The following is a 21,527-nucleotide window of genomic DNA, read 5'->3' on the forward strand; positions in this document are numbered from 1 at the left end:
ACGCCGCCCAACGAAATTCAAGACAGCAACATTCGCCCGGCCGTGATCGCCAGGAAGAACGCAAAGGCGAGTTTCAGGTAGCGCGGGTTGAGCGCGTGGGCGAGCTTGGCGCCCGACGGTGCAAACAGAAAGCTCATGGGCGCTATGATGGCAACCGCCGGCAGGCTGACGTAACCCAGGCTGAGCGGAGGCCTGCCGGCGATTTCAAGACCCGACCAGATGAAGCCGGCCACTGCCGGAAGCGCGATAAGCAGGCCAAGCGCCGACGATGTGCCGACGGCACGATGCACCGGAAAGGAAAAACTGGAAAGCGTCGGCACCGAGAGCGTGCCGCCGCCAATTCCCATCAGCGAAGAGACAAAGCCGATCACAGCAGCGATCGCGCGGTTGATCCAGCCGCTTTGCGGCAGGTGATCGGAGATCACGAGGTGCTTCGGCAGCGCCATGTTGACGGCCACCAGCAGGCCGACGACGCCGAAGACCAGCCGCAAGCCGGCGCCCGGGATGAATTTCGACATGATGCCGCCGACGAGGGCACTGGCGAAAATGGCCGGTCCCCACAGAGTGAGCAGAGGCCGATCGACATTGCCGCGCCTGTTGTGCGACCGCATCGACGAGATCGAGGTGGGGATGATGACCGCGAGCGAGGTCGCGACCGCCAGATGGCTGATCACAGCAGGCGAAAAGTGGAACAGGCTAAGCACCCAGAACAGCACCGGGACGATGACGATGCCGCCGCCGACTCCCAGCAGACCGGCGAGCACGCCGGAGGCCATTCCGGTCATGGCCAAGCCAGCGACCAGCATTGCAATCGTCAGCCCGTCGAAAACCGACGTGTCGAATCCGAAGTCCACCGTGATTTTTCCTTGATTGGCTATTTGCGGCACGGCCTTGCGGGCACGGCCGCGCTCCCGCTGTTGCGACCCAAAAAATGCAGGTCGCCCAGAAGGGTCATAGCGTTTTTGGAATGCGCTTTTGGTTAGTGGCGCACCATCCCGGCGTCGACATTGAGCGTCTGGCCGGTAATCCAGCGCGCATCGTCGGAGGCCAGGAACGAAACCACGTCGGCGATATGTTCCGGCTGCCCTTTGCCTTTCATCGCCTGAAGCATCTCGACGAAGCCGAACGCCTCATTGTGCGGGCTCGCCTTGACGCCGTCGCTCTCGATCAGGCCGGGCGTTACCGCATTGGCGGTGATGTTGTATTTGCCAAGCTCGGTGGCGAGCGCCCTGGTGAAACCGATGACGCCACCCTTGGCCGCGACATAGGCCGCCATGTTCGGCGTGCCGGCAAAGAAGGTGTTGGATGCGATGCTGATCACCCGTCCGGCCTTCCCCGCCGCACGCATCTGGTCCGTACCGGCACGGCTGACGATAAAAGTGCCGGTCAAATTGACGTCGATGATCTTGCGCCAATGGTCGAGATCGACATCGTCCCAGGCGACGAACGGCACGATGCTGGCATTGTTGACCAGGATGTCGATGCCCCCGGTCAGGGTCTGGATTTCGGCGAAGAGCGCCTTGACGGATGCCGAATCGGAAATGTCCGCGGCGATCGCCCTCGCCTTCCCGCCTATCGTCGCGGCCGCCACCCCGGCGCCTTCGGCATTGATGTCGCTGACGATGACGGTTGCCCCGTCGGCGGCCAGCCGCGTTGCGATCGCCTTGCCGATACCCTGCGCGGCGCCTGTAACCAGGGCCGTCTTTCCCGCAAGCCGTTCAGTCATGAAAATGCTCCCTCAATCCGTGGTGATGTCTGTTCAGGCGTCGGCGTCGATCACGGCCAGCGCCGCGTCGATACCCTTGCCGATCGCCAGTTTCTGGCCGGCCGCGTTCATGGCGCCGCCAAGCGCCGTGAGCGCCGCGATCGCATAGATCGGCTGGGCGGTCGGACCCATGTGGCCGATGCGTGTCAGCTTGCCCAAGGTTTCGCCGCGGCCAGACGAAAACACCACGCCGTAGCGGGCGCGCGCGGCCTGGCGAAGCGCCTTCTCGTCGATGCCTTCGGGCGTGCGGACAGCGGTCGTGGTCGGCGACGCGATGCTGTCGCTGGCAGCCCAGATCGACAGACCCATCGCGGCAACGCCGGCGCGCATGGCCTTGGCGGTGAGTGCATGGCGCCCCCACACAGCCTCCGGTCCCTCATTGAGATAGAGGTCGAGCGCGACATCGAGCCCGTTGATCTCCGAGACCGACGGCGTGAATGGAAACGGCTTGTCCCGCGACCACGCATGCTCCCAGTCGACGATGCTGAGCATCGACGCGCGCGGCGCCAGAGGATTGGCCTTCATCTTGGCCCAGGCCCGCTCGCTGACACCCATCATCGTGAGGCCGGGAGGCGCGCCCAGGCATTTGTTCGGGCCAGTGACATAGATATCGGCCTTGCAATCCTCGGGATGCGTCTTCATGCCGCCAAAGGACGAGACGGCATCGACGATGAGGTAACCGCCATGGGCTGAGACCAGCGCGCCGATGGCGTCAATCGGATTGATGGTGCCGGACGGCGTGTCGTGGTGGCAGACGGAAACGACGGTGATCTCCGGATGCGCCTTCAGCATTGCCTCGACCGCCTGCGGATCGATCGCCTCGTTGTAGGGCACCTCGATCTCGAGCAGATGTGGCGAATAGCGCTTCGCCCAATAGCCAAAGCCCTTGCCGTAGACTCCCGAGGCAAGGTTGAGCACGACATCGTCCGGCGTGATCAGCGAGGCCGCGGCGGCCTCCAGGCCAAGCACCGGCTCGCCATGCAGGATGACCGGCTTGTTCGACAGCCGCATCGCCTTTTGCGCCTTGTCGACCACACCCTCGTAAAAAAGCTGGAACGCCGGGTCGTAGTCGTAGAGCACCGTGCGACCGAGGCCGCGCAGCACTTCGGCATAGGCGTTCACCGGCCCCGCGGTCAGGGTGATGACCGGATCGGCGTGTTCGAGATAGCGCATCGTCTTGTCTCCCGATTGCAGGCGGTCAGCCGTAGAATTGCGTGCCGGTCCTGTAGGTCTTGAAGTTGTCCATGTCGTGCGAGTACATCAACTCGGCGCCATGGTCCTCGGCGAGTTTCTTCACCTTGCGCATCGAATTGACGCCCGCCACCGGATCGATGTGGAAGGCCGCCTGGCACAGCATTTCAAGGCTCTTTTGCGTATAGGCCGCGTCGATGGTGAACATGATCGGCTTGCGCTTGGGGAACTCTACCAGCAGGCTGTAATGGCCGATCGAATGACCGGGCGTCGAGATCAGCCGGACACCCCTGGCAAGCTCGACGTCGCCATCGATGCCTTCGAAGGTCGAATTCGCCCGTGTCGTTCCCGCAAGCAATTGTGCGGTCGCGCCACGCGCTTCGGCAGCCTCCGCCGAAAAGCTCAGGTCGGAATAGCCGAGATGTTCGAAGGGCTCGGGATTGCAGGCCTGCGGCACCTCGGTCCGATGACAGATCTTCTTGGCATGCGGAAAATACTTGTTGCCGCCGCAATGATCGAAGTGGAAATGCGAGTTGACGACGACGTCGATGTCCTTCGGCTCAAGGCCGAGCAGCGCCAGGGCGCCGGGGATGGTCTGGTGCTTTTCCTGGATCGGCTTTTCGAACGGCAGCACCTTCATCACGTGGTCGTAGTCGTAGCCGGTGTCGATGAGGAACCGACCCTCGGCATGCTCGATCAGGATCGAATAGACGGGGAAGCGCACTTCACCGCCAGGGCCGCGATTCCAGAACACATGATAGCCGTCGAGAACGAGCGAGCCGCCGTCGAGCAGGTAGACCTTGGTATCCGACATTCTTGCCTCCTTTATTGGCGCGGGTCCCGTCCGCGCATGAATTGTGCTCAGCGCGCGCCGCGCTCGTATGGAATGCCGAGCGCCGCCGGCAGGCTCGCGCGCCGGCCGAACAGCACCAGCATGATCATCACCGCCAGGAACGGCAGCATCTGGATGATGTCGGTCGGTATGTTGATGCCGGCCACCTGCATGGCCGTCGTCAGCGACAGGCAGACGCCGAACAGCAACGCGCCGAACAGCACCCAGATCGGGCGACCGCGCGCCAGCATGGCCAGCACGATGCCGAGAAAGCCCGCGCCATTGGTGATGAACGGAATGAACAGCCCAGCCCCGACATTGGCGAGATAGGCGCCGCCGAGCCCAGCCAGCGCTCCGGTCGTCAACACGGCGATGGTGCGGGTCCGCACGACATCGATGCCGGCGACATCGAGCGCGGCCGGCTTGTCGCCTGCCGCCTGCAAATTGAGGCCGAGTTGCGTGCGCCGATAGAGGTAGCTCATGCCGAAAACCAGCGCGACCGCCAGATAGACGATCAGATGATGCTTGAAGAATGCAGGCCCGATGACCGGGATGCCCGAAAGCAGCGGAATGACGGTAGCATCCGCCGCGGGCAGGCGCGGGTAGCTGCGTGAGAACTGGAAATGGTGGAGCAGTGCCGTCAGGCCCTCGAGCCCCAAGGTCAGCGCGATGCCGATGACGATCTGGTTCAGCCCGATGCGCACGCAAAGCAGCGCCATGACAAGCGCCACCGCGGCGCCGCCAGCGGCACCGGTGAGAAAGCCCAGCCACAGCGACCCCGAATAGAAAGCGCCGACAAAGCCGAGATAGGCGCCGGCCAGCATCATCCCTTCGATGCCGATATTGAGCACGCCCGCCTTCTCGGAGATCTGCTCGCCGAGCCCGGCAAGCAGCAGCGGGATCGCCGCGGTGACGGCGCCGAACAGGAGCGCGCTGAGAAAGACTTCGCTGAACAGCCCGGTCATGCCCTAGGCCCTCCGCGACTGGTTGTATCGGTGATCGAAATATTCGGCGAGCGCGAGCACGATCAGCACGATGGAAACCAGCACCAGCGTGAAATGATTGGGCACGCCGAGCCGGCGCGCCGCGCTCTCGCCGCCGATCGAAAGCACCGAGAGCAGGAACACGAAACCAATGGCTGCAAAGCCGTTCATGCGGGCGAGAAAGACAGCGGGTATCACCGCAAGCCCGTAGGCGGGATTCCAGTCGGCGCGGACATTGCCCTGGACGCCGATGATGTCGACAGCGCCGGCAAGTCCGGCCAGCCCGGCGGAAATGGCGAAGACGGCAACGGTCAGGCCGGGAACGCCGAGCCCCGAGTGAACCGCCGCGCGTGGATTGGCGCCGACGATCCTCAGCTTCAGCCCGAACGCCGTGCGCGTCATCACCAGATGCACGATGACGATCGCCGCCAGCCCAAGCAGCAGGCCACTGGTGATGGTCGTTTCGAACAGGCGCGGCAGCCGGCCCTCCACCGGCAGCGTGCGCGTCTGCGGCACGGTCGTTCCCGGATCGCGAAATGCCAGCTTGACCAGCACATTGGCGAGCGAAGTGCCGAGGAACGTCATCATCAGCGTGGTGATGATCTCGTTGACGCCCTGATAGGCACGCAGCAGGGCCGGCACCAGCGACCAGATCATCGCCACCACCATGGCGACGAGGAACGAGCAGAACAGCGCCAGCCAGGCTGGCATGATCTGCACGAACACGGGAGCGCTGGCAGCCGCCGTCACCGCGCCAAGCAGGAACTGCCCGTCGCCGCCGAGATTCCACATGCCGGCGCGAAAGGCCACGATCAGGCCGGCGGCAAGAAACAGCAGCGGCGCCATGCGCGTCAGCGTCTGCTGGATGCCGAGCGGCGAGAACAGTCCCTTCTCCAGCACGAAGCCATAATAGGCGAGCGGGTCGACGCCGACGGCAAGCAGGATACAGCCGGCTATGACGAGAGCGATGAGGATCGGGCCGAGCGTCATCAGCAGCCGATGCAGGATGTCGCGGCGCGTCGTTGCCCCGCTCGTGGCATCGAGTGCGGTAGCACTGACCGTGGGTGCGGTGTCAATGCTCATGCGGCAAGTCCGATCATCAGGCGACCGACCTTGGTGCGGGCGTCGTCGGCATTCTCGACGGTGCCGACCAAAGCTCCGTCGGCGATGACGGCGATGCGATCGCACATGCCAAGCAATTCCTCGAGGTCGGTGGAGATCAGCAGCACCGCAAGGCCACGCGCCGCCGTGTCGCGGATGCGCTGGCGCGACGCCAAAGTGTTGGCGAGATCGAGCCCGTAGGTCGGCTTGTTGAAGATCACCACCTTGGCGCCCTCAGCCAGTTCTCGCGCCAGAAGCACCTTCTGGATGTTGCCGCCGGACAGCCGCGCGACAGGCGTCTTCAGGCTCGGCGTACGCACATCATATTCGCGCACGAGCTGGGCGGCGCGCTTGTCGATCTCCGCGCGTTGCTCGACGCCGTTGCGCCAGAACGGAGCCGCGCCGACCTGCTTGAGAAAGAAGTTGATCGAGACCGGGAAGGTTCCGACAGTGCCCTCGCCCAGCCTGTCGTCGGTCAGGTAGCGAAGGCCGCGCCGGCGGCGCTCGCCGACGCTCAGCGTCTCGATGGCGGCGCCTTCCAGCCGCACCGAGCCGCCGGCAGCTGTACGCTGGCCGGCCAGCGCTTCCGCCAGCTGCTTCTGGCCGTTGCCGTCGATGCCGGCTATGCCCAGGATCTCGCCCGGGCGGATGTCGAAGGAGATCGACGACAGGCCCGGTGCATTGTCCGTCGGTGCTACCGCCAGATCCGTAACCTGAAGCAGCGGGGCCGCTTCTGCTCGGGCAGTGCGGACCGGACGCTCGACGGCTTCCGGATCATCCTTCTGCTTGCCGAACATCAATTCCACGATCTCGGAGACGATCTCCTGTTCGCCCAGCGTGCGAAACCGCTCGGGCGGGATCTCTCCGACCTTGCGGCCAAGCTTCAGCACCGAGATGCGGTCGCCGAAGGCAGCCGCCTCCTTGAGCTTGTGGGTGATGAAGACGATCGCCAGGCCCTGCTCGACAAGGCGGCGCATCAGCGCGCCCAGTTCGTCGATACCTTTCGGCGTCAGCATGGAGGTGGACTCGTCAAGGATGAGCAGCCGGCTGTTGCGCAGCATCGCGCGCAGGATCTCGACCTGCTGCTGCTCACCGAGCGACAACTCCGATACCTTGGCTTGAAGCTTGACGGTGATGCCGAGCGTGCCGGTGATCTCGGCGACGCGCGCCGCCAGTTCCTCGGTCCTGGGGCGCTGCCACCACGGCCCGCCAAGCAGGAGGTTCTCCGCCACCGTCAGCGTCGGCACCAGCATCATGTGTTGGAATACGGTGCCAATGCCGAGTGCCAGCGCATGGCGCGGCGACGTGATCGGCGTCGGTTTGCCGTCGACCAGTATGCGTCCTTCGTCCGGCTGCTGCAGGCCGGACAACATGCCGATCAGTGTCGATTTTCCAGCGCCGTTCTCGCCCAGCAGCACATGCACTTCGCCCGGGCGGATCGACAGGTCGACGCTGTCATTGGCAACGATGCCGGGGAACCGTTTGGTCACGCCTTCAAGCGCGACGATGTCGCGCCCGGCAACGGACGATGAAGAAAAACCGCTCATGAAAGCCCAGCACCAAAAAAACGGGAATCGTCCGGAGGGGTGAACGGATCACCCCTCCGGCAGTTGACCGTGATCGCCTTACTGGGCGACGCTGGTCATCAGTGCCCTTACGGCGGCCGCGTCATAGACCGGCTCGACCTTGATCTTGCCGGAAATGACGTCCTCGCGCAGCGCCTGGATTTCCGTCCAGACATTGTCCGGGATCGCAGCGGTCTTCAGCAGCTTAACCGAGTCGTCCTTGAGGCCGATCGTATAGTGTTTGGTGCCGAACGTGTCGGCCTTCAGGTCGGCAATCATCGCCGCATAGACCGGCTCGATGTTCCACACCACCGACGACAGCAGGAAGCCCTTGTCGATCGGTGTCTTGTCGCCGATGACGTCGATAAAATAGACCTTGCCGCCATCGGCTGCCTTGGTCGTCTCGACCGCCTGCAGCATGCCGAAGCTCGAACCGTTGCCCTGGCCGAAGATGATGTCGGCACCGGATGCGATCACGCTTTCGGTGACGCGCTTGCCGCCGGCCGCGTCGCTGTAGGCGGCAGGGCCGATCACCGCATAGGTGATCTTGACGTCAGGGTTCTCCGCCTTCACGCCTTGTGCGAACGCCGCCGACTGCGAATTCCACGATGGCGGTTCGCCCGAGACGACGATGCCGACCGACTTGGAACGCGACACCTTGCCGGCGAGACGGCCGGCCAGATAGGCACCCTCGTGGCCGCTCAGCGTGTAGTCGGCGACGAGGCCCTTCTCCAAGCCGGCTGGCGTGTCGACGATCGCCACCGGAACTTTCAGTTCCTTGGCGATTTCGGGCGCCGAGGTGTTGTAGCCGCTGGCATGAGCGATCAGCAGGCTGGCGCCGTCGGAGGCAAGTTCCCGCAAGGTCGGACGAACGTCGCCATAGCCGAGACCCTGGGCCACGACCACTTCGACACCTGCGGCTTTGCCCGCCGCCTTGGCAGCGTCGATGCCTTGCTGGTTCCAGCCATAGTCCGTGCCTTCTTCGGGCGTCAGGATGGCGATCGACTTGACCTCGCCGGCAAGCGCGCCGCTCATCAAGACACCGCTCAATATAACTGCACTTACACTGCTCTTGAGAATCTTTAACATGTTACCCTCTCTGTTTTGATTTACCAATCAACATTCTTATTGTTATTGCGCGAAAGCGAGATAGACTGCCTGCGAAATTTATATATGGAGCTCAGGCAAAGTGAAGATCCGTTATGCCCTTCCGGTGATGCTGGCGTTGTCGTCCTTCGCCAACGCGGTTGAGTTGCACCATGTCACCGTCCGCACCGGCACTGACGGGCTCGACATGGTTCCGTTGACGATTTCGAATGCGGGCAGCGAAGGCCTCTCCTGCAACGCCGACTTCGCCCACTGGTATTCAGCCGGGATCGCAACGATCGAGCCGGGCAAGAAGACCCGCGTCGAGCTCTGGTTCGATGCGAAGACCGGCACGTTCACGATCCTCAACGACAAGCGCGAGAACCTGCCCGTCGAGCGGCTGTGGTGCGGTCTGGCGAGCCGGGCATATGCCACCCGCGTGCAGGTCACGCTCGACCGCGCCGATGCGGCGAAAGGCGAGCGTGATGTGTCCTGCGCCATGGCGCAGGACAGCCTGGTCTGCCGGTAGGCGCTCATCGATCTTTCCGTTCGAACACCGCGCGCCCCTTATTCTTTTGCCAGGAATGCGTCGGTGAAGACGTCGTCCGCCGACAGAGCCGCCTTGAGCACGCCCTGGTCCGTCAGCGTCTTTAGGGTCTCCTCCCACTGCGTCTTCGTCATCCAGCCGAGACCGTGTTCCTTGGTGTCGGGGCTGCTGAATGTCGAGGCGATGTCGGCGTTGATCTGCGCCAGCAGCACGTCCTTCTTGTCCGCATAGCCGGGCGCTGCCTTGGCCGTGATCTCGGCGGCCTCTTCCGGATGAGCCACGACATAGTCGAAGGCCTCCCTGTACGCCTTGACGAAGCGGCGCACGACGTCCGGCTTGTCCTTGATCATCGCTTGCGAAGTGAACAGGCCCGAGCCATAGGCTTTCCACCCATGGTCCGCCCCCATCATGATGCTGAGCGAGCCGGGGCCTCCGGCCTTAGCCTCCAGTTCGGGAACCTCGGCATCGATATAGCCGACGACCGTCTGAACCCGGCCAAGCAGCAGATAGCTTTCATAGGGAGGCGAGACGCTGTTCAGCGTCATGTCCTTTTCGGTCAGGCCGTTGGCGGCCAGGAAGCCCTTGAAGAAGATGTAGGTGGAGCCGGCCGGATGAATGCCGATGGTCAGCCCCTTGAGGTCGGACGGCTTGGTGAGCTTCAGCGTCTTGGCCAGCGAAATGATCCCCAGCGGCGAGTGCTGATTGACGGCCGCCAGCGCCACGACCGGGACATTCTGCGACCGTGCGACGGCAAGCGTGGGAAGATCGCCGAAGCCGAAATCCGCGTTCTCATTGCCCACCAGCCGCATTGCGTCCGGCGAGCCGGATCCCTTGCGGATCTCGGCCACATCGATGTCGTTCTTGGCGAAGAAGCCCTTTTCCTTGCCGACAAAGAACATGGCGTGATTGCCACGCACCACCCAGTCGAGCTGGACGTTGACCTTATCGGCCGCCAGAGCCGCGTTGGAGAAACCGAGTGCTGCGACAAACGCCGCCAAGGTAGCGGCCTTGATAAGTGAGCGTCTCAGCATTTTTTGTTCCCTTTTGTGAATTTGGTTGATCGAGCGGGCCTAGGACTGGCTGAATTTCGGCGCCCACGGCACCACGATGCGTTCGAGGATTTCGGCGGCGTAGTAGAAGGCGATGCCAAGCACGGAAACGAGCAGCAGCGCTGCGAAGACCAGCGCCGTGTCGAGCTGGGTCGAAGCGAACTGGATGACGTAGCCGAGACCGTCCGACGCCCCGGCGAACTCACCGACGATAGCGCCGATCACACTCAACGTGGCGGCGATCTTGGTCCCGGCCATCAGGTTCGGCAGCGAGTGCGGAACGCGGATCCTGAACAGGATCTGCGTCGGGCTGGCCCCGACCGAATTCATCAGCGACAGCAGCGAGCGGTCGACCGATTGCATGCCCGCCAGCATGGACAGCGTCACCGGGAAGAAGGCGATGACCAGGATCAGGCCGATCTTGGGCGCCAGCCCATAGCCGAACCAGAGAATGAAGATCGGCGCGAGAGCGACTTTCGGCACGTTCTGGAACAGCACAACCAGTGGATACAGCGCGCGTCCCAACCAGTCGAAGCGCACGATGACCAGCGCAATGGCAATGCCGACCACGACCGAGACCAGGAAGCCGAACAGGATCTCGCCCGCCGTCACCAGCGTCGCCTGCATCAGCGTGCCCCATTGCGCGACCAGCGACTTCGCGATCTCGGACGGAGCGGGAATGATGAAGGCGGATATGGCAAAGATCCGCACGGCGGCTTCCCACGCTACGATTGTCACCAGCAACAGGATGACCGCCGGCAGCCAACTGCCGGTCGCCGCACTCCAGCTGGAGGCGAGCCGCGGCTCGGGAAGGTCCGTGATGGGTTGGTCGCTCAAGACGCGCCTCCCGGCTGATGGCTGGAGCGCAGCATCGTTCGCAACTGGACCACCAGCCTGACGAACTCCGGATCTTCGGTGACCGACAGGTCGCGTGGATAAGGCAGCGCAATGTCGAGGCTCTCGGTGATCCGCCCCGGCTTGATCCCCAGCACGTGAACATGGCGCGACAGATGGATGGCCTCGTCGATGGAATGGGTGACGAGCACGATCGTCTTGCCGGTCCGCTGCCAGATTTCCAGCAGCGACTGACCCATGGAATCGCGGGTGATGGCATCGAGCGCGCCGAACGGTTCGTCCATCAACAGGACCGCCGGATCGAGCGCCAGGGCTCGTGCGATGGCGACCCGCTGCCGCATGCCACCAGACAGCTCGTTTGGCCGCTTGTGAGAGGAATCGCCCAGACCTACCAGCTCAAGCATCTCCTGCCCGCGCGCCCGCAATTCCGAGCGCGACAGCGACTTGTCGGCGATGCCGAGCAGCATCGAGGCATTGTCGACGGCGTTCTTCCACGGCAGCAGGTTGGCGTCCTGGAAGACGAGGCCGATCATCCGCTTGCGCGCTGCCTCGACCGGTGCGAGCCCGGCGATCGAAACGCTGCCCTGGGTCGGCTGCACCAGTCCGGCCAGCACCTTGAGCAAGGTGCTCTTGCCGCAGCCGGAAGGACCGATAAGGGAAACGAACGATCCCTTCGGCACCGAAAGATCGATGTTGCTGAGGATCAGCTGCCGGGCGATGACCACCGAAACGCCTTTGGCGGAGATCAGATCGTCATGGCGGATATGGGCCGGCCTGTCGCCGGCGGCTCGGATGGTTTCAATGCGCATCGCTTGTCGCCCCGCGCGCTGTTTTCTGCCGCACCCGCACCATCTGGATTGCGAGGGCGCCCTTCACACAAACAGCCGACCGGTGGAACTCCTCAAACCGGCTGGCCCTCTGCGCACCATATGACATTGGCTACTCCCGGCCTTCCAGGATGCGCCGCACCGCGACGAGCTTGCGCGCCCGTTCGCCTTGCAGCGCCTTTGTCTGCTCGGGCGTGTAGGCAAACATGCCCTCGCCCGACTTGATGCCGAACTTCAACGCAGCCGTCTTCTCCAGCACCATCGGCGCGACATCGTCGCGGTTGGAGAGATCGGCATTCAGGAAGGACGAGACGGATTTGTAGATATCCAGCCCCGCCATATCGAGCAGCGCCATCGGGCCGATGACGGCGATCTTGTAGCCAATGCCCCACGATACGCAGGTGTCGAGATCTTCCGGTTCGATGACGCCGCGCTCGACAAGGTCGACCGCCTCGCGCAGCAGCGCGTAGAGCACGCGGTTCTCGACGAAGCCCGGAACGTCCTTCTTCACCACCACCGGCAGCAGGCCGATCGAGCGAATGAGGTCGCGGATAACAGCCACGGTTTCTGGCGCGGTCTTTTCGCCGCCGATCACTTCGATCATCGGAATGATGTGCGGCGGGTTCGACCAGTGCATGCCGACCATCCGCTCGGGATGCGAAATATGCGCCTGCAGCTTGGTGATCGGGATGCCCGACGTGTCGGAAGCGACGATGACGGACGGGCCGATCAGCGGATCGATGTCGCGATAGGTCTGCGCCTTGATGTCGATATTCTCGGGCACGTTCTCGATCACCAGTTCGGCGCCATCGACGGCCTCGGCGATCGTCTCGACGAATCGCACGCTGCCGGCGCCTGTCCCGGGCGCCTTGATGTCGAGACGATCGAGCACGCCGCCGGCGAGATCGAGCATGCCGCGGGCACGCTCGACCGACGCCTGTGAAACATCATACGCCGTGACATCGAGGCCGCCGCGCGAAAGCCGCGCGGCGATGCCTGGACCCATCGTTCCCAATCCGATGAGAGCGGCGCGCCTGATCATTATGCGGCCTTTGCGGGAGCAGCAGTGGTTGCCGCCTTGAAGGCCGGCCGGGCGGCGATCGCGGCCACCCAACGCTCCAGATCGGGCATCGACGGCCGGTCGATCTTGAAGTCGACGCAGCGCTTCAGGATCGGCGCGCAGGCGATGTCGGCAAGGGTCAGCTTGTCCAGCGCCAGGAAGTCCTTGCCGGCCAGGTGGCCATCGACGATCTTGAGTTGCGCGACAAGGTCCTTCACCTGTTCCTTGTATTCGGCGGTCTGTTCCTCGGGTGTGAGCTTGGCGCCCTTGAAGGCCGCCAGGTAGCCGGGATTGACCGCCGCCAGCAGGAAATCCATCCAGCGCTCGACCTCGGTCTTTTCCGCCGGCGTGGCGCCATTCAACTGTTCGCCACCGAATGCCGCGAGATAGCGCAGGATGGTGTTGGACTCCCAGATCACGGTGTCACCGTCGACCAGCGTCGGCACCTTGGAGGTCGGGTTGAGCGCCTTGTATTCCGCCGTCTGGGTGTTCTCGAACTGGCGGCCATAGTCCTCGCGCTTGTAGGATGCCCCAAGCTCTTCGAGCATGAAGAGCACCTTCTGGACGTTGCCTGATGTCTGGCGGCCTAACAGCTTGTACATGTCGTCTCCTCGATTGTGTCCAATGCCTACTTGCTCGCTGGGAGCGGCTTGTAGACGATCGCGTCCATTTCGATCTTGGTGTTGATGACGGCCTTTGCCTCGACGGTCGTGCGCGCCAGCACGGCATCGCCGATCCCTTCGAGGAACGCCTTGTTGTAGCGGCCGAAATCGCGCGTATCCTCGAGATAGGTGGTGATCCGCACGACATCCGACAGCGTCGCGCCCTCATGCGCGATGACGCGCGCGATGGTCTTCAGCGTGGCCAGCGTCTCTTCCTCGATCGTGCCGCTGATCATGTTGTTGTTGTCGTCCTTCGGCACCTGGCCCGAGACGAAGATGAAGTCGCCGGCACGCACCGCCGGATGAAACGGCAGGTTCGGGTTCTTGTTGCCGATGGCGTAATGGCTGGCGGATTTTCGCGTGCTGTCGCTCAATGCCTGCTCCTAGAGAACACTGGTTTCGATGATGTCGACGCCACGGATGCGATCGATCAGGTAGACGATGCCGCGGTCGTCGATGGTCACGTCGTTGGACGAGGAACGCTCCGCCCCCTCGGGCGCGTCGGGCACGAAATGGCCGACCTCCTTTGGCGCGAACGGGTCGGCGATGTCGACGAGGCGCAGCCCCTGCGCGAACCATGCAAACGGAATGATCGTGCCCTTGAACCGTTCGGAAGGCTGATGGCAGCCGGTCATCTGCGGCTGCGGTGAACCATCCGGGTCGAGGCCCGGCACCTGGAAGGTCGAGATCGGCAACGGGTTGGTCTCGTCGGTGATGTCGTAGATCCACGTGAAGGCCGGCGGTGATGGCCGAAGCTTGGCGACGTCCTCGTCCGCCACCACCATGATGTTGCGGCCCTTGAGCGGCTGTGGAATCGGCAGGCAGGTGTGGGTGGGATGCGGAAAGCTCGGGCTCGAATTGACGTGCGAGACCAGCTTCGGCTTGGTGATGTCCGAAATGTCGAGGATGAACAGGCCGTGATGCCAGTAGCTGACATACAGCCGGTCGCCCATGCGCAAAGGATGGTGGCAACGCGGCGTGACATAGTCGTGCCAGGGGTATTCCTCGCCGCCACCGGTCCACTGGCCGGGTATCCACCAGCGTCCGACCTCGACCGGCTTTGTGGGATCGATCAGGTCGAGGATCATCACGATGTTGCCGACATAACCGTCGGCGGTCGGCGAGATGTAGACGTAACGGCCGTCGAAGTCGTAGCGGTGGACGCCCTTGCCGCCGGTTATCCATTTCGAGATGAGCTTGGGCTGTGCCGGCTTGGTTGTGTCGTAGAGTGCCAACCCGCCGCCGAAATCGGCCGGGCCGGCATCGCCAAAGCGCTCGTGGTTGATGATCATCAGCCCGTCCTTGGCGCGCACCTTGTGCGAGTGCCAGCCGGGCGGAACATCGATCGTGGCTATCTTGCGCGGATTGCGCGGGTCGGAAATGTCGACCAGCGTCGTACCGCTCGGCGGCCGCATGTGGCCGATATAGAGGATGTTGCCGTCGACCCAGACCTGGCCGCCGCCTGGGCAGTCGACATGGCCGATCTGCTTGGTGTTGAACGCCGAAACCAAATGCATACGCCCTTGCTGCTGAAACGTCATTTCAATGTCCCCGCCGCCAATGGCGGCGGGGCAGTAGGATGGGAACTAGACGAGACGGAGCAGATCGCCGGCCTGGTTGCGGCCCCAGCGCTTGTAGAGGAGCAGCGCCTTCTGCGTCGGCGCATCGGTGGCGCCGAAGAAGATCACCGGCTCGCTCGACGAGCCGTTGACATGCTCGACCCAGGAACCGCCGGGTATGGCGATGGTGTCGAACTGGTTCCAGTCATATCGTTTGCCGTCGATGATCGAATGGCCGTTGCCGCGGAACGGCGCCAAGAGCAGGCTGGCGGTCTCGCGCTGCGGCAAGGTCTTCTCGCCGGGGCGCAGCATCTGCACGTAGAAATTGATGGTGTGGAAGACGGGTCCGCCGGTCGTCGGATCGACATAGTCGATGACGATGCCTTCATGAGGGTCGCCATCCCAATCCTTGTGAGCGTCTAGGACCGCTTCCATCTTCTCCCAGCGATAGACATACATCGGAGACGACAGGCCGCCGCCGCGCTTGTGGTCGACGAAACGCGGCATCAGGCCGCCCTCGCCATAGATGCGCTGTGAATAGTCACCGGGATAGCGGGCGGTCTGCACCTTCTTCTCGACTTCCTTGCCGTCGACCATCTCGGTGTATTTGTGGTCGAAATGGACGGCGTGCAGCGTTTCGACCAGCGGCAGGTCGAGCACCGACAGGTTGACCGCCTGCTCGCCGCCGACGGTGCCATGATTGTGCCAGGCGTCGTTGGGCGTCAGCACCATGTCGCCGGGGCCGAAGACCACGTCTTCGCCCTCGACGCCGGTGAAGTTGCCCTTGCCGGTCAGGCCGAAGCGGATGGCGCTCGGCGAGTGCTTGTGCGGCGGCATGATCTCGTCGGGATCATTCAGGCGGTAGGCGGTGTACATGGTGCTGACCGATGCACGCTTGGGCGCAAGGCCAGGATTGACCAGGATCAGCGAGCGGCGCTCGCTGTCGTCCATGGTCACCAGTTCGGCGGCGCGTTGCAGCAGCGGCTCGATGTCCGAATAGGACCACACGAAGGGAACGGCCTTCGACGTCGCCATCAGCTGCTTGATCTCGTCATGATCGACGCCTTCCGACGTCGCCCAGAACGGAAACATGTTCTTTGCGTAGAGGGCGTCATAGAGGCCCTTGAGTGCTGCCTTCTTGTTGGTGAGCACATCGTTAGCTGGTTGCGCCAGGGACATATCGGACACCTCTCGTCACGAAGAAAATACTTCTAACCAACTCAACCGTATTCGCATTGGTTTTGCGCGACAATACCCAAATTGCGAATTTTATAAGTTTTTGGTTGAGGTGCATTTTTGAGAGGCAAATGCCCAGAAACAGGCAGAAATAGCCCAAGAATGCTCGAAATATGCCTTGAAATCAGGGCATGAAGCCGCCTCGTCACGGCCAGGCGGAGGCACATGACGGTCCAACCAACGCAGTTTTCAATCTCAACCAAAAGACTTTGGTTGTATTCCGGCCGCCTCTGTCAGGCCGCCACGCTCTGTTGGGCGCGGCTGCGGATCAGATCCGCGGCCTTTTCGGCGATCATGACGACCGCCGCATTGATGTTGCCGCAGACGAGGTCGGGCATGACCGAGGCGTCCACGACACGAAGTCCGGCGATGCCGCGCACCCGCAATTCCGGATCGACCACCGATGCCGCATCGACGCCCATGCGGCACGTGCCGGCCGGATGATGCACGGTGATCGAGGTCTTGCGGATATGCTCGTCGATCTCTTCGTCGCTCTCGCATTTCGGGCCGGGGAAGAACTCCGCACCAACGAACGGAGCCATGGACGGCTGGCTGGCAAGGTTGCGCGCAACACGAAAGCCGGCGCGAAGCGACTGCCAGTCGCGCTGCGAGGACAGGAAATTCTGATGGATCAGGGGCGCGGCGACCGGATCGCTGGACGCCAGCCTGACGCTGCCGCGGCTCTCCGGCTGCACGGCAACGATACGGGTCGCAAAGCCGTCGGCGAACGGCGCCTTGAACGGCGACATGTAAGGCCATGCTCCAAGCGGTGCGGCGGTGAAAAGCAGCTGTACGTCCGGCAACGGCCGGCTTGCGTCGCTCTTCAGGAATGCCACGACGCCGCCAGGCACATCTCCCGAAAAGCCCTTTCCGGTGAGATAGGTCTTGACGAAATCCAGCCCGATACGATCGGCCCGCATCATCTTGAGAAACGGTCCCGGTTGTTTGCGACGATACATCAGGATGACCGAAACATGGTCCTGCAAATTCTTGCCGACCTGCGCACGATCGACTTTCGTCTCGATGCCATGCGCCGCGAGCTCGCCGCTGTCGCCTATGCCTGACAGCATCATCAGCTGCGGCGTGTTGATGACGCCGCCGGCAAGCAGGACCTCGCGCCGCGCCACAACTTCATGGCTCGCCCCGCCTCTGGTGTAGGCAACGCCGGTTGCGCGCCCATTCTTCAGCAGGATCTTCGTCGCCATCGCGCCGGTCAGCACCTTGACGTTGCCGCGACGCATAGCCGGCCGCAGATAGGCGGTCGCGGTCGAGCAGCGGCGGCCGTTCGCAATTGTCATCTGCAGGCGGCCGAAGCCTTCCTGTATGGCGCCGTTGTAGTCGTCGGTCTGCGGATATCCGGCATCACGGCTGGCCGTCGCGAACGCATCGATCAGTTCGTCCTTGTAGCGGCAGAACTGGGTGTTCAGCGGCCCGCTGCCGCCGCGATACCGGCTTTCGCCTCCTTCCCAGCGCTCCTGCTTCTTGAAGTAGGGCAGCACCTTGTCGAACGACCAGTCCGTCAGGCCGCTTGCCGCCCAGCGATCATAGTCGCCGCGATTGCCGCGCACATAAGCCATGGCGTTGGTTGAGGAAGAGCCGCCGATGACCTTGCCGCGCGCGCATTCGACCTTGCGGCCGCCGACATTGGCCTCGGGCTCGCAGAAATACATCCAGTCGTGGCGGCGTTCGGTCAGGATCTTGCCCCAGCCGAGCGGGATGTGGATCATCGGATCGCGGTCCCAATCCCCAGCCTCCAGCAGAAGCACCGACACGGCAGGGTCTTCGCTCAGCCGGTTCGCCAGCACGCAGCCGGCCGATCCCGCACCGACAATGACGTAGTCAAAGGTTTCGCCAGCCGGCATGCGTGATCCTCGGGAGAAAGACGGTCCGCCGCGATGGCAACCGTCGACATGGGCAGTCAACCATCGCGCAACTGGTGTTGTCAACCATTGCGTACAGTTGTAGATTGGTTGAATTGGTTGAGTGCCGTCGAACAGGTTTTCGTGTCACAATATGATGTCGGGACGTTGAGTCGTCGGTCTGCCGATCGGACAGGAGATTTGGTTTTGAGCGCATTCGAGCCGCAGGTCGGACCATCGGATCTCGACGACATCATCGCCGCGGTCCGCCAGTTGCAGCAGGGCGGCGGCAAGCTTCCGTCCGAGCGCGATCTTGCGGAACATCTGAGCGTCAAGCGCCATCAGCTTCGCAAGGCGCTTGAAGTGCTGCGCCTTTCGGGCGACCTCAAGCCGGCGCGCGCCAGGCGGGCGCCGACTGCCCTTCCGAGATATGGCGAGGAACTGGTCAGGGTAACCAATCCGATCGAGGTCCTGGAATTGCGCCTGATCATGGAGCCGGGCCTTGCCCGACTGGCGTCGCTGCGCGCCTCCTCTTTCGAGACGGCGCGGATCCTCGACGCGGCAACCACGCCTGAGAACGCCCCGTCGGGTGAGGTCGACTTCGCTTTCCATCTCGCGATCGTCGCCGCGGCCCGCAACCACCTTGCCGCGGAATTCTACAAGATGCTGCGCCAGGTCGGTGTCGATGCGCGGGTGAAGGTTGCGCGCACCGCGGCACCCACCTGCCCCAAGCGGATCGCCCACCGCGACGGCGAGCATCGCCTGATCGCCGAAGCGATCTCGCAGCGCGATCCCGAAGCGGCAGAGACCGCAATGCGCGCGCACCTTTTGTCCGTGCAGAGACAGATCATGGAACGGTCGAACGCCGGCGCCTTTGCCGCGTGATCGTATCACCTCTGACATCGAGCCTGTGCGGGGAATTTCAAATTGAAACGTCATTTCGACGTGCTGGTGATCGGCGCGGGATCCGCAGGCTCGGTTGTTGCCAGCCGGCTCAGTGAAGACCGGTCGTGCCAGGTCGGCCTCATCGAGGCCGGGGCGATGCCGGCCGATCCCGACATCGCCGATCCGCTGAAATGGACGATGCTCCAGGGCCGCGCCTATGACTGGAGCTACCGGACCGTGCCCCAGCCCTTCACTGCCGACCGCGTCCATGAATGGCCGCGCGGCAGGATAGTCGGCGGCTCGAGCTGCCTGCATGCAATGGCCTATGTGCGCGGCCATCCCGATGATTTCGAACCTTGGGCACAAGCCGGTGGCGAGCGCTGGTCCTATCGGGGGTTGTTGCCGGGCTTCATCCGCAGCGAAGCCTTCACCGCCTTCGATGCGCCGACACGCGGCAAGAGCGGCCCGCTGGACGTCTATCTGCCGGACGCCGAGGTCAGTCCGGTCGTGCGTGCCTACATCGCCGCCGGGCGATCCCTGGGCGCTCCCGCCCTGAGCGACCACAACGGCGGCGAACTGGTCGGCACCAGTCCCAATTCACTCAATATACGTGACGGCAAGCGCCTGAGCGTCGCCGACGCCTATCTGCCGCCGCGGGTCATGGCGCGGCCGAACCTGACCTTGCTCGCCGGCCACGAGGTCGAGCATCTGGTGCTGGACGGCCACAAGATCACGGGCGTGAGCGTGGTGTGCGGGGGTGAGACCGGAACACTCTCCGCCGACCGGATCGTTCTTTGCGCCGGCGCCGTATCCACGCCGCTCATCCTCATGCGGTCGGGCATTGGCTGTCCCGATACGCTGAAGCAGGCTGATATACGCTGCCTAGCCGATCGGGGCGATGTGGGCCGCAACCTGCAGGATCATCTGCTGGCTCTCGGAAATGTCTACAGCACGAAAAAGCCGGTGCCGCCCTCCCGCCTGCAGCACTCCGAATCGCTGATGTATCTGCACAGCGACGATCCGACCCGCTCTACGGGAAGTCCCGATATCGTGCTCGCCTGCGTCGTCGCCCCGTCCGCGGCCGAGGGCCTGAAGACCCCGCCCTATGGCTCCGCCTTTACCATCCTGTGCGGCGTCACCCATCCGACAAGCCGAGGGCGCATCACACCAAGCGGGCCGGGCCGCAACGATGCGCCGGTCATCGACCCACATTATCTCGAAACCGAACACGACCGCGCGACATTCAGGATGGCGTTGAAGCGGGCGCGCATGGTCGGCCATCATGCGGCTCTGGACGAATGGCGCGATATGGAGATCCTGCCAGGCGCCCCGGTTCAGTCCGATGCCGAACTCGATGCTTTCATTGCCAGGGCTGCTTCCACCCATCACCATCCGGCCGGCACGTGCCGGATGGGTCGTGACACTGAGGCCGTCGTCGATCCTGACTTGCGGCTGAACGGCTTCGACAATGCCTTTGTCGTCGACGCCTCGGTGATGCCGGCGATCCCGAGCGGACCGATCAATGCCGCGATCGTCGCCGTAGCCGAAACCTGGGCGGCGTCTTCACGGGCTACCCCGTCGTCAGCGTAACCGCGGCCGCGTCCGACAATTCCCCTGGGTTCCGAATGGCTCTGGTTCCCGGCGAATGTCAGCTATGGAGATGCGTCAGTTCAAACGCGGCTCCGTCCTGGACGCCGGCCATGCGCTGCTCGGCGGACCGGAACATGTCCGCGAACTCCACCTGGTTTTCGAACACCACGCCGCCGACCTTGACGGTCAGGGCATCCTCGGTCCCCTTTGGCGCGAAATAGACTTGCGCGATCCGCGCCTCGATACGCTGGCCGATTTCCCTGGCTTCTGCTTCGGTCGCACCGGCGAGGAAAACCCCGAACATCGACGTTCCCATGCGTCCAACCAGATCCTCCGCGCGCACCGACGATTGTATGGTCGAGGCTATGAGCCGCAAGGCTTGATCGCCCCATTCAAGACCAAAGCGCAGGTTGATGGACCGCAGATGCTCCGAATGGATGACCAGGAAGGCGCCCGATTTAGGCCCCGGCACCGACGGCCTTGCCGTTCTTTTTTCGACCATCGACGTGAAGACCGCTCCGTTCAGGCAGCCGGTCGTGGTGTCGAAGGTTGCCGACTTGTCGAGTTCCCGGCGATAGCGACGAAGCTCGATCTGTTTCAATCCAACGAACAGAAAAAGCGGAACACCAAGGACAACAGGCAACAGGATTGCCGTGATCATGCTGCGCCCAAATGGCGTCAGCGCCTCGGAGAACAGGAGCAGATAATTGAGGCCGACGGAAACGCCCAGGATTGCAGTGGTTCCCAGAAAGGTCAACAAAGCGACGCCTTTCCATGCCTGGTCGGTGGTGCTCGCCATAGTCTTTGTCACTGGCCGATCTCCTGTGGATGGGCTGGTATAGGGCCGGTGTGTTGCAATTTCAGTTTCAAGGAAC

General features: G+C 63.2%; 21 protein-coding genes. 3 read left to right on the plus strand and 18 right to left on the minus strand.

Annotated features, from left to right (window positions below; genetic code table 11):
* Window positions 1-17 precede the first annotated feature (17 nt).
* The 8 genes from NKI21_RS07545 to NKI21_RS07580 all read right to left on the minus strand — a co-directional run bounded on the left by NKI21_RS07545 (window position 18) and on the right by NKI21_RS07580 (window position 8,472).
* The gene (locus NKI21_RS07545; RefSeq protein WP_352440322.1) at window positions 18-854 is read right to left on the minus strand and encodes a sulfite exporter TauE/SafE family protein; all 837 of its coding nucleotides are present in this window, start codon (window positions 852-854) and stop codon (window positions 18-20) included.
* 125 nt (window positions 855-979) lie between these two features.
* Entirely contained in the window at window positions 980-1,726 is a 747-nt protein-coding gene (gene pldH, locus NKI21_RS07550; protein ID WP_023809923.1) for a pyridoxal 4-dehydrogenase, SDR-type, read from the minus strand.
* Between the two features lie 33 nt (window positions 1,727-1,759).
* A complete protein-coding gene (gene ppaT, locus NKI21_RS07555; RefSeq protein WP_023809924.1) occupies window positions 1,760-2,938 on the minus strand; it encodes a pyridoxamine--pyruvate transaminase in 1,179 nt (392 codons plus the stop codon).
* A 25-nt stretch (window positions 2,939-2,963) separates the two neighbouring features.
* The gene (gene pldA, locus NKI21_RS07560; protein WP_352440321.1) at window positions 2,964-3,770 is read right to left on the minus strand and encodes a 4-pyridoxolactonase; all 807 of its coding nucleotides are present in this window, start codon (window positions 3,768-3,770) and stop codon (window positions 2,964-2,966) included.
* Window positions 3,771-3,817: 47 nt separating this feature from the next.
* A complete protein-coding gene (locus NKI21_RS07565; RefSeq protein ID WP_023809926.1) occupies window positions 3,818-4,753 on the minus strand; it encodes a putative B6 ABC transporter permease subunit 1 in 936 nt (311 codons plus the stop codon).
* Window positions 4,754-4,756: 3 nt separating this feature from the next.
* Entirely contained in the window at window positions 4,757-5,854 is a 1,098-nt protein-coding gene (locus NKI21_RS07570) for a putative B6 ABC transporter permease subunit 2 (RefSeq protein WP_023809927.1), read from the minus strand.
* Window positions 5,851-7,419: a putative B6 ABC transporter ATP-binding protein gene (locus NKI21_RS07575; protein ID WP_352440320.1), complete on the minus strand. Its 1,569-nt coding sequence runs from the start codon at window positions 7,417-7,419 to the stop codon at window positions 5,851-5,853. The genes NKI21_RS07570 and NKI21_RS07575 overlap by 4 nt, the downstream gene beginning before the upstream one ends.
* A gap of 78 nt (window positions 7,420-7,497) precedes the next feature.
* The gene (locus NKI21_RS07580; protein WP_245486387.1) at window positions 7,498-8,472 is read right to left on the minus strand and encodes a putative B6 ABC transporter substrate-binding protein; all 975 of its coding nucleotides are present in this window, start codon (window positions 8,470-8,472) and stop codon (window positions 7,498-7,500) included.
* 154 nt (window positions 8,473-8,626) lie between these two features.
* Between NKI21_RS07580 and NKI21_RS07585 the strand changes: the two genes are divergently transcribed.
* On the plus strand, window positions 8,627-9,052 hold the full coding sequence (locus tag NKI21_RS07585) for a hypothetical protein (protein WP_352865102.1): 426 nt from the start codon (window positions 8,627-8,629) through the stop codon (window positions 9,050-9,052).
* A 38-nt stretch (window positions 9,053-9,090) separates the two neighbouring features.
* On the opposite strand, the gene NKI21_RS07590 is transcribed toward NKI21_RS07585, so the two are convergent.
* From NKI21_RS07590 to NKI21_RS07630, 9 genes are all read right to left on the minus strand, one after another.
* On the minus strand, window positions 9,091-10,101 hold the full coding sequence (locus NKI21_RS07590; RefSeq protein WP_352865105.1) for an ABC transporter substrate-binding protein: 1,011 nt from the start codon (window positions 10,099-10,101) through the stop codon (window positions 9,091-9,093).
* A 39-nt stretch (window positions 10,102-10,140) separates the two neighbouring features.
* A complete protein-coding gene (locus tag NKI21_RS07595) occupies window positions 10,141-10,956 on the minus strand; it encodes an ABC transporter permease (RefSeq protein WP_023809932.1) in 816 nt (271 codons plus the stop codon).
* Entirely contained in the window at window positions 10,953-11,783 is an 831-nt protein-coding gene (locus tag NKI21_RS07600; protein WP_352865109.1) for an ABC transporter ATP-binding protein, read from the minus strand. The genes NKI21_RS07595 and NKI21_RS07600 overlap by 4 nt, the downstream gene beginning before the upstream one ends.
* A 130-nt stretch (window positions 11,784-11,913) precedes the next feature.
* Entirely contained in the window at window positions 11,914-12,843 is a 930-nt protein-coding gene (fhmpcd1, locus tag NKI21_RS07605) for a 5-formyl-3-hydroxy-2-methylpyridine 4-carboxylate 5-dehydrogenase (RefSeq protein WP_023809934.1), read from the minus strand.
* Window positions 12,843-13,463, minus strand: coding sequence for a glutathione S-transferase family protein (locus tag NKI21_RS07610; RefSeq protein ID WP_023809935.1), 621 nt, complete (start codon window positions 13,461-13,463; stop codon window positions 12,843-12,845). The genes fhmpcd1 and NKI21_RS07610 overlap by 1 nt, the downstream gene beginning before the upstream one ends.
* 26 nt (window positions 13,464-13,489) lie before the next feature.
* Window positions 13,490-13,897: a RidA family protein gene (locus NKI21_RS07615; protein WP_023809936.1), complete on the minus strand. Its 408-nt coding sequence runs from the start codon at window positions 13,895-13,897 to the stop codon at window positions 13,490-13,492.
* A gap of 9 nt (window positions 13,898-13,906) precedes the next feature.
* Window positions 13,907-15,064 (minus strand): LVIVD repeat-containing protein, encoded by a 1,158-nt coding sequence (locus NKI21_RS07620; RefSeq protein WP_050592656.1) that lies wholly within the window; start codon window positions 15,062-15,064, stop codon window positions 13,907-13,909.
* Window positions 15,065-15,109: 45 nt separating this feature from the next.
* Window positions 15,110-16,261: a cupin domain-containing protein gene (locus tag NKI21_RS07625; RefSeq protein WP_027039500.1), complete on the minus strand. Its 1,152-nt coding sequence runs from the start codon at window positions 16,259-16,261 to the stop codon at window positions 15,110-15,112.
* A 290-nt stretch (window positions 16,262-16,551) separates the two neighbouring features.
* Window positions 16,552-18,180 carry a GMC family oxidoreductase gene (locus NKI21_RS07630; protein ID WP_128305807.1) on the minus strand — a complete coding sequence of 543 codons (1,629 nt, stop codon included), beginning with the start codon at window positions 18,178-18,180 and terminating at the stop codon, window positions 16,552-16,554.
* A 204-nt stretch (window positions 18,181-18,384) separates the two neighbouring features.
* On the opposite strand from NKI21_RS07630, the gene NKI21_RS07635 reads away from it, so the two are divergent.
* The gene (locus tag NKI21_RS07635; protein ID WP_023809939.1) at window positions 18,385-19,062 is read left to right on the plus strand and encodes a FadR/GntR family transcriptional regulator; all 678 of its coding nucleotides are present in this window, start codon (window positions 18,385-18,387) and stop codon (window positions 19,060-19,062) included.
* Window positions 19,063-19,104: 42 nt separating this feature from the next.
* Window positions 19,105-20,652: a GMC family oxidoreductase gene (locus NKI21_RS07640; RefSeq protein WP_352610532.1), complete on the plus strand. Its 1,548-nt coding sequence runs from the start codon at window positions 19,105-19,107 to the stop codon at window positions 20,650-20,652.
* 58 nt (window positions 20,653-20,710) lie between these two features.
* On the opposite strand, the gene NKI21_RS07645 is transcribed toward NKI21_RS07640, so the two are convergent.
* A complete protein-coding gene (locus tag NKI21_RS07645) occupies window positions 20,711-21,463 on the minus strand; it encodes a GGDEF domain-containing protein (RefSeq protein WP_128305808.1) in 753 nt (250 codons plus the stop codon).
* Window positions 21,464-21,527 lie beyond the last annotated feature (64 nt).

This window comes from Mesorhizobium sp. M0715 (assembly GCF_040320355.1).
Taxonomy (GTDB): domain Bacteria; phylum Pseudomonadota; class Alphaproteobacteria; order Rhizobiales; family Rhizobiaceae; genus Mesorhizobium.

Excerpts from the sequence above, each read along its gene's own strand:
- pldH (WP_023809923.1), bottom strand. The coding sequence starts at position 1,726 with ATGACTGAACGGCTTGCGGGAAAGACGGCCCTGGTTACAGGCGCCGCG.
- ppaT (WP_023809924.1), bottom strand. The coding sequence starts at position 2,938 with ATGCGCTATCTCGAACACGCCGATCCGGTCATCACCCTGACCGCGGGG.
- pldA (WP_352440321.1), bottom strand. The coding sequence starts at position 3,770 with ATGTCGGATACCAAGGTCTACCTGCTCGACGGCGGCTCGCTCGTTCTC.
- NKI21_RS07565 (WP_023809926.1), bottom strand. The coding sequence starts at position 4,753 with ATGACCGGGCTGTTCAGCGAAGTCTTTCTCAGCGCGCTCCTGTTCGGC.
- NKI21_RS07570 (WP_023809927.1), bottom strand. The coding sequence starts at position 5,854 with ATGAGCATTGACACCGCACCCACGGTCAGTGCTACCGCACTCGATGCC.
- NKI21_RS07575 (WP_352440320.1), bottom strand. The coding sequence starts at position 7,419 with ATGAGCGGTTTTTCTTCATCGTCCGTTGCCGGGCGCGACATCGTCGCG.
- NKI21_RS07580 (WP_245486387.1), bottom strand. The coding sequence starts at position 8,472 with ATGAGCGGCGCGCTTGCCGGCGAGGTCAAGTCGATCGCCATCCTGACG.
- NKI21_RS07590 (WP_352865105.1), bottom strand. The coding sequence starts at position 10,101 with ATGCTGAGACGCTCACTTATCAAGGCCGCTACCTTGGCGGCGTTTGTC.
- NKI21_RS07600 (WP_352865109.1), bottom strand. The coding sequence starts at position 11,783 with ATGCGCATTGAAACCATCCGAGCCGCCGGCGACAGGCCGGCCCATATC.
- fhmpcd1 (WP_023809934.1), bottom strand. The coding sequence starts at position 12,843 with ATGATCAGGCGCGCCGCTCTCATCGGATTGGGAACGATGGGTCCAGGC.
- NKI21_RS07610 (WP_023809935.1), bottom strand. The coding sequence starts at position 13,463 with ATGTACAAGCTGTTAGGCCGCCAGACATCAGGCAACGTCCAGAAGGTG.
- NKI21_RS07620 (WP_050592656.1), bottom strand. The coding sequence starts at position 15,064 with ATGACGTTTCAGCAGCAAGGGCGTATGCATTTGGTTTCGGCGTTCAAC.
- NKI21_RS07625 (WP_027039500.1), bottom strand. The coding sequence starts at position 16,261 with ATGTCCCTGGCGCAACCAGCTAACGATGTGCTCACCAACAAGAAGGCA.
- NKI21_RS07630 (WP_128305807.1), bottom strand. The coding sequence starts at position 18,180 with ATGCCGGCTGGCGAAACCTTTGACTACGTCATTGTCGGTGCGGGATCG.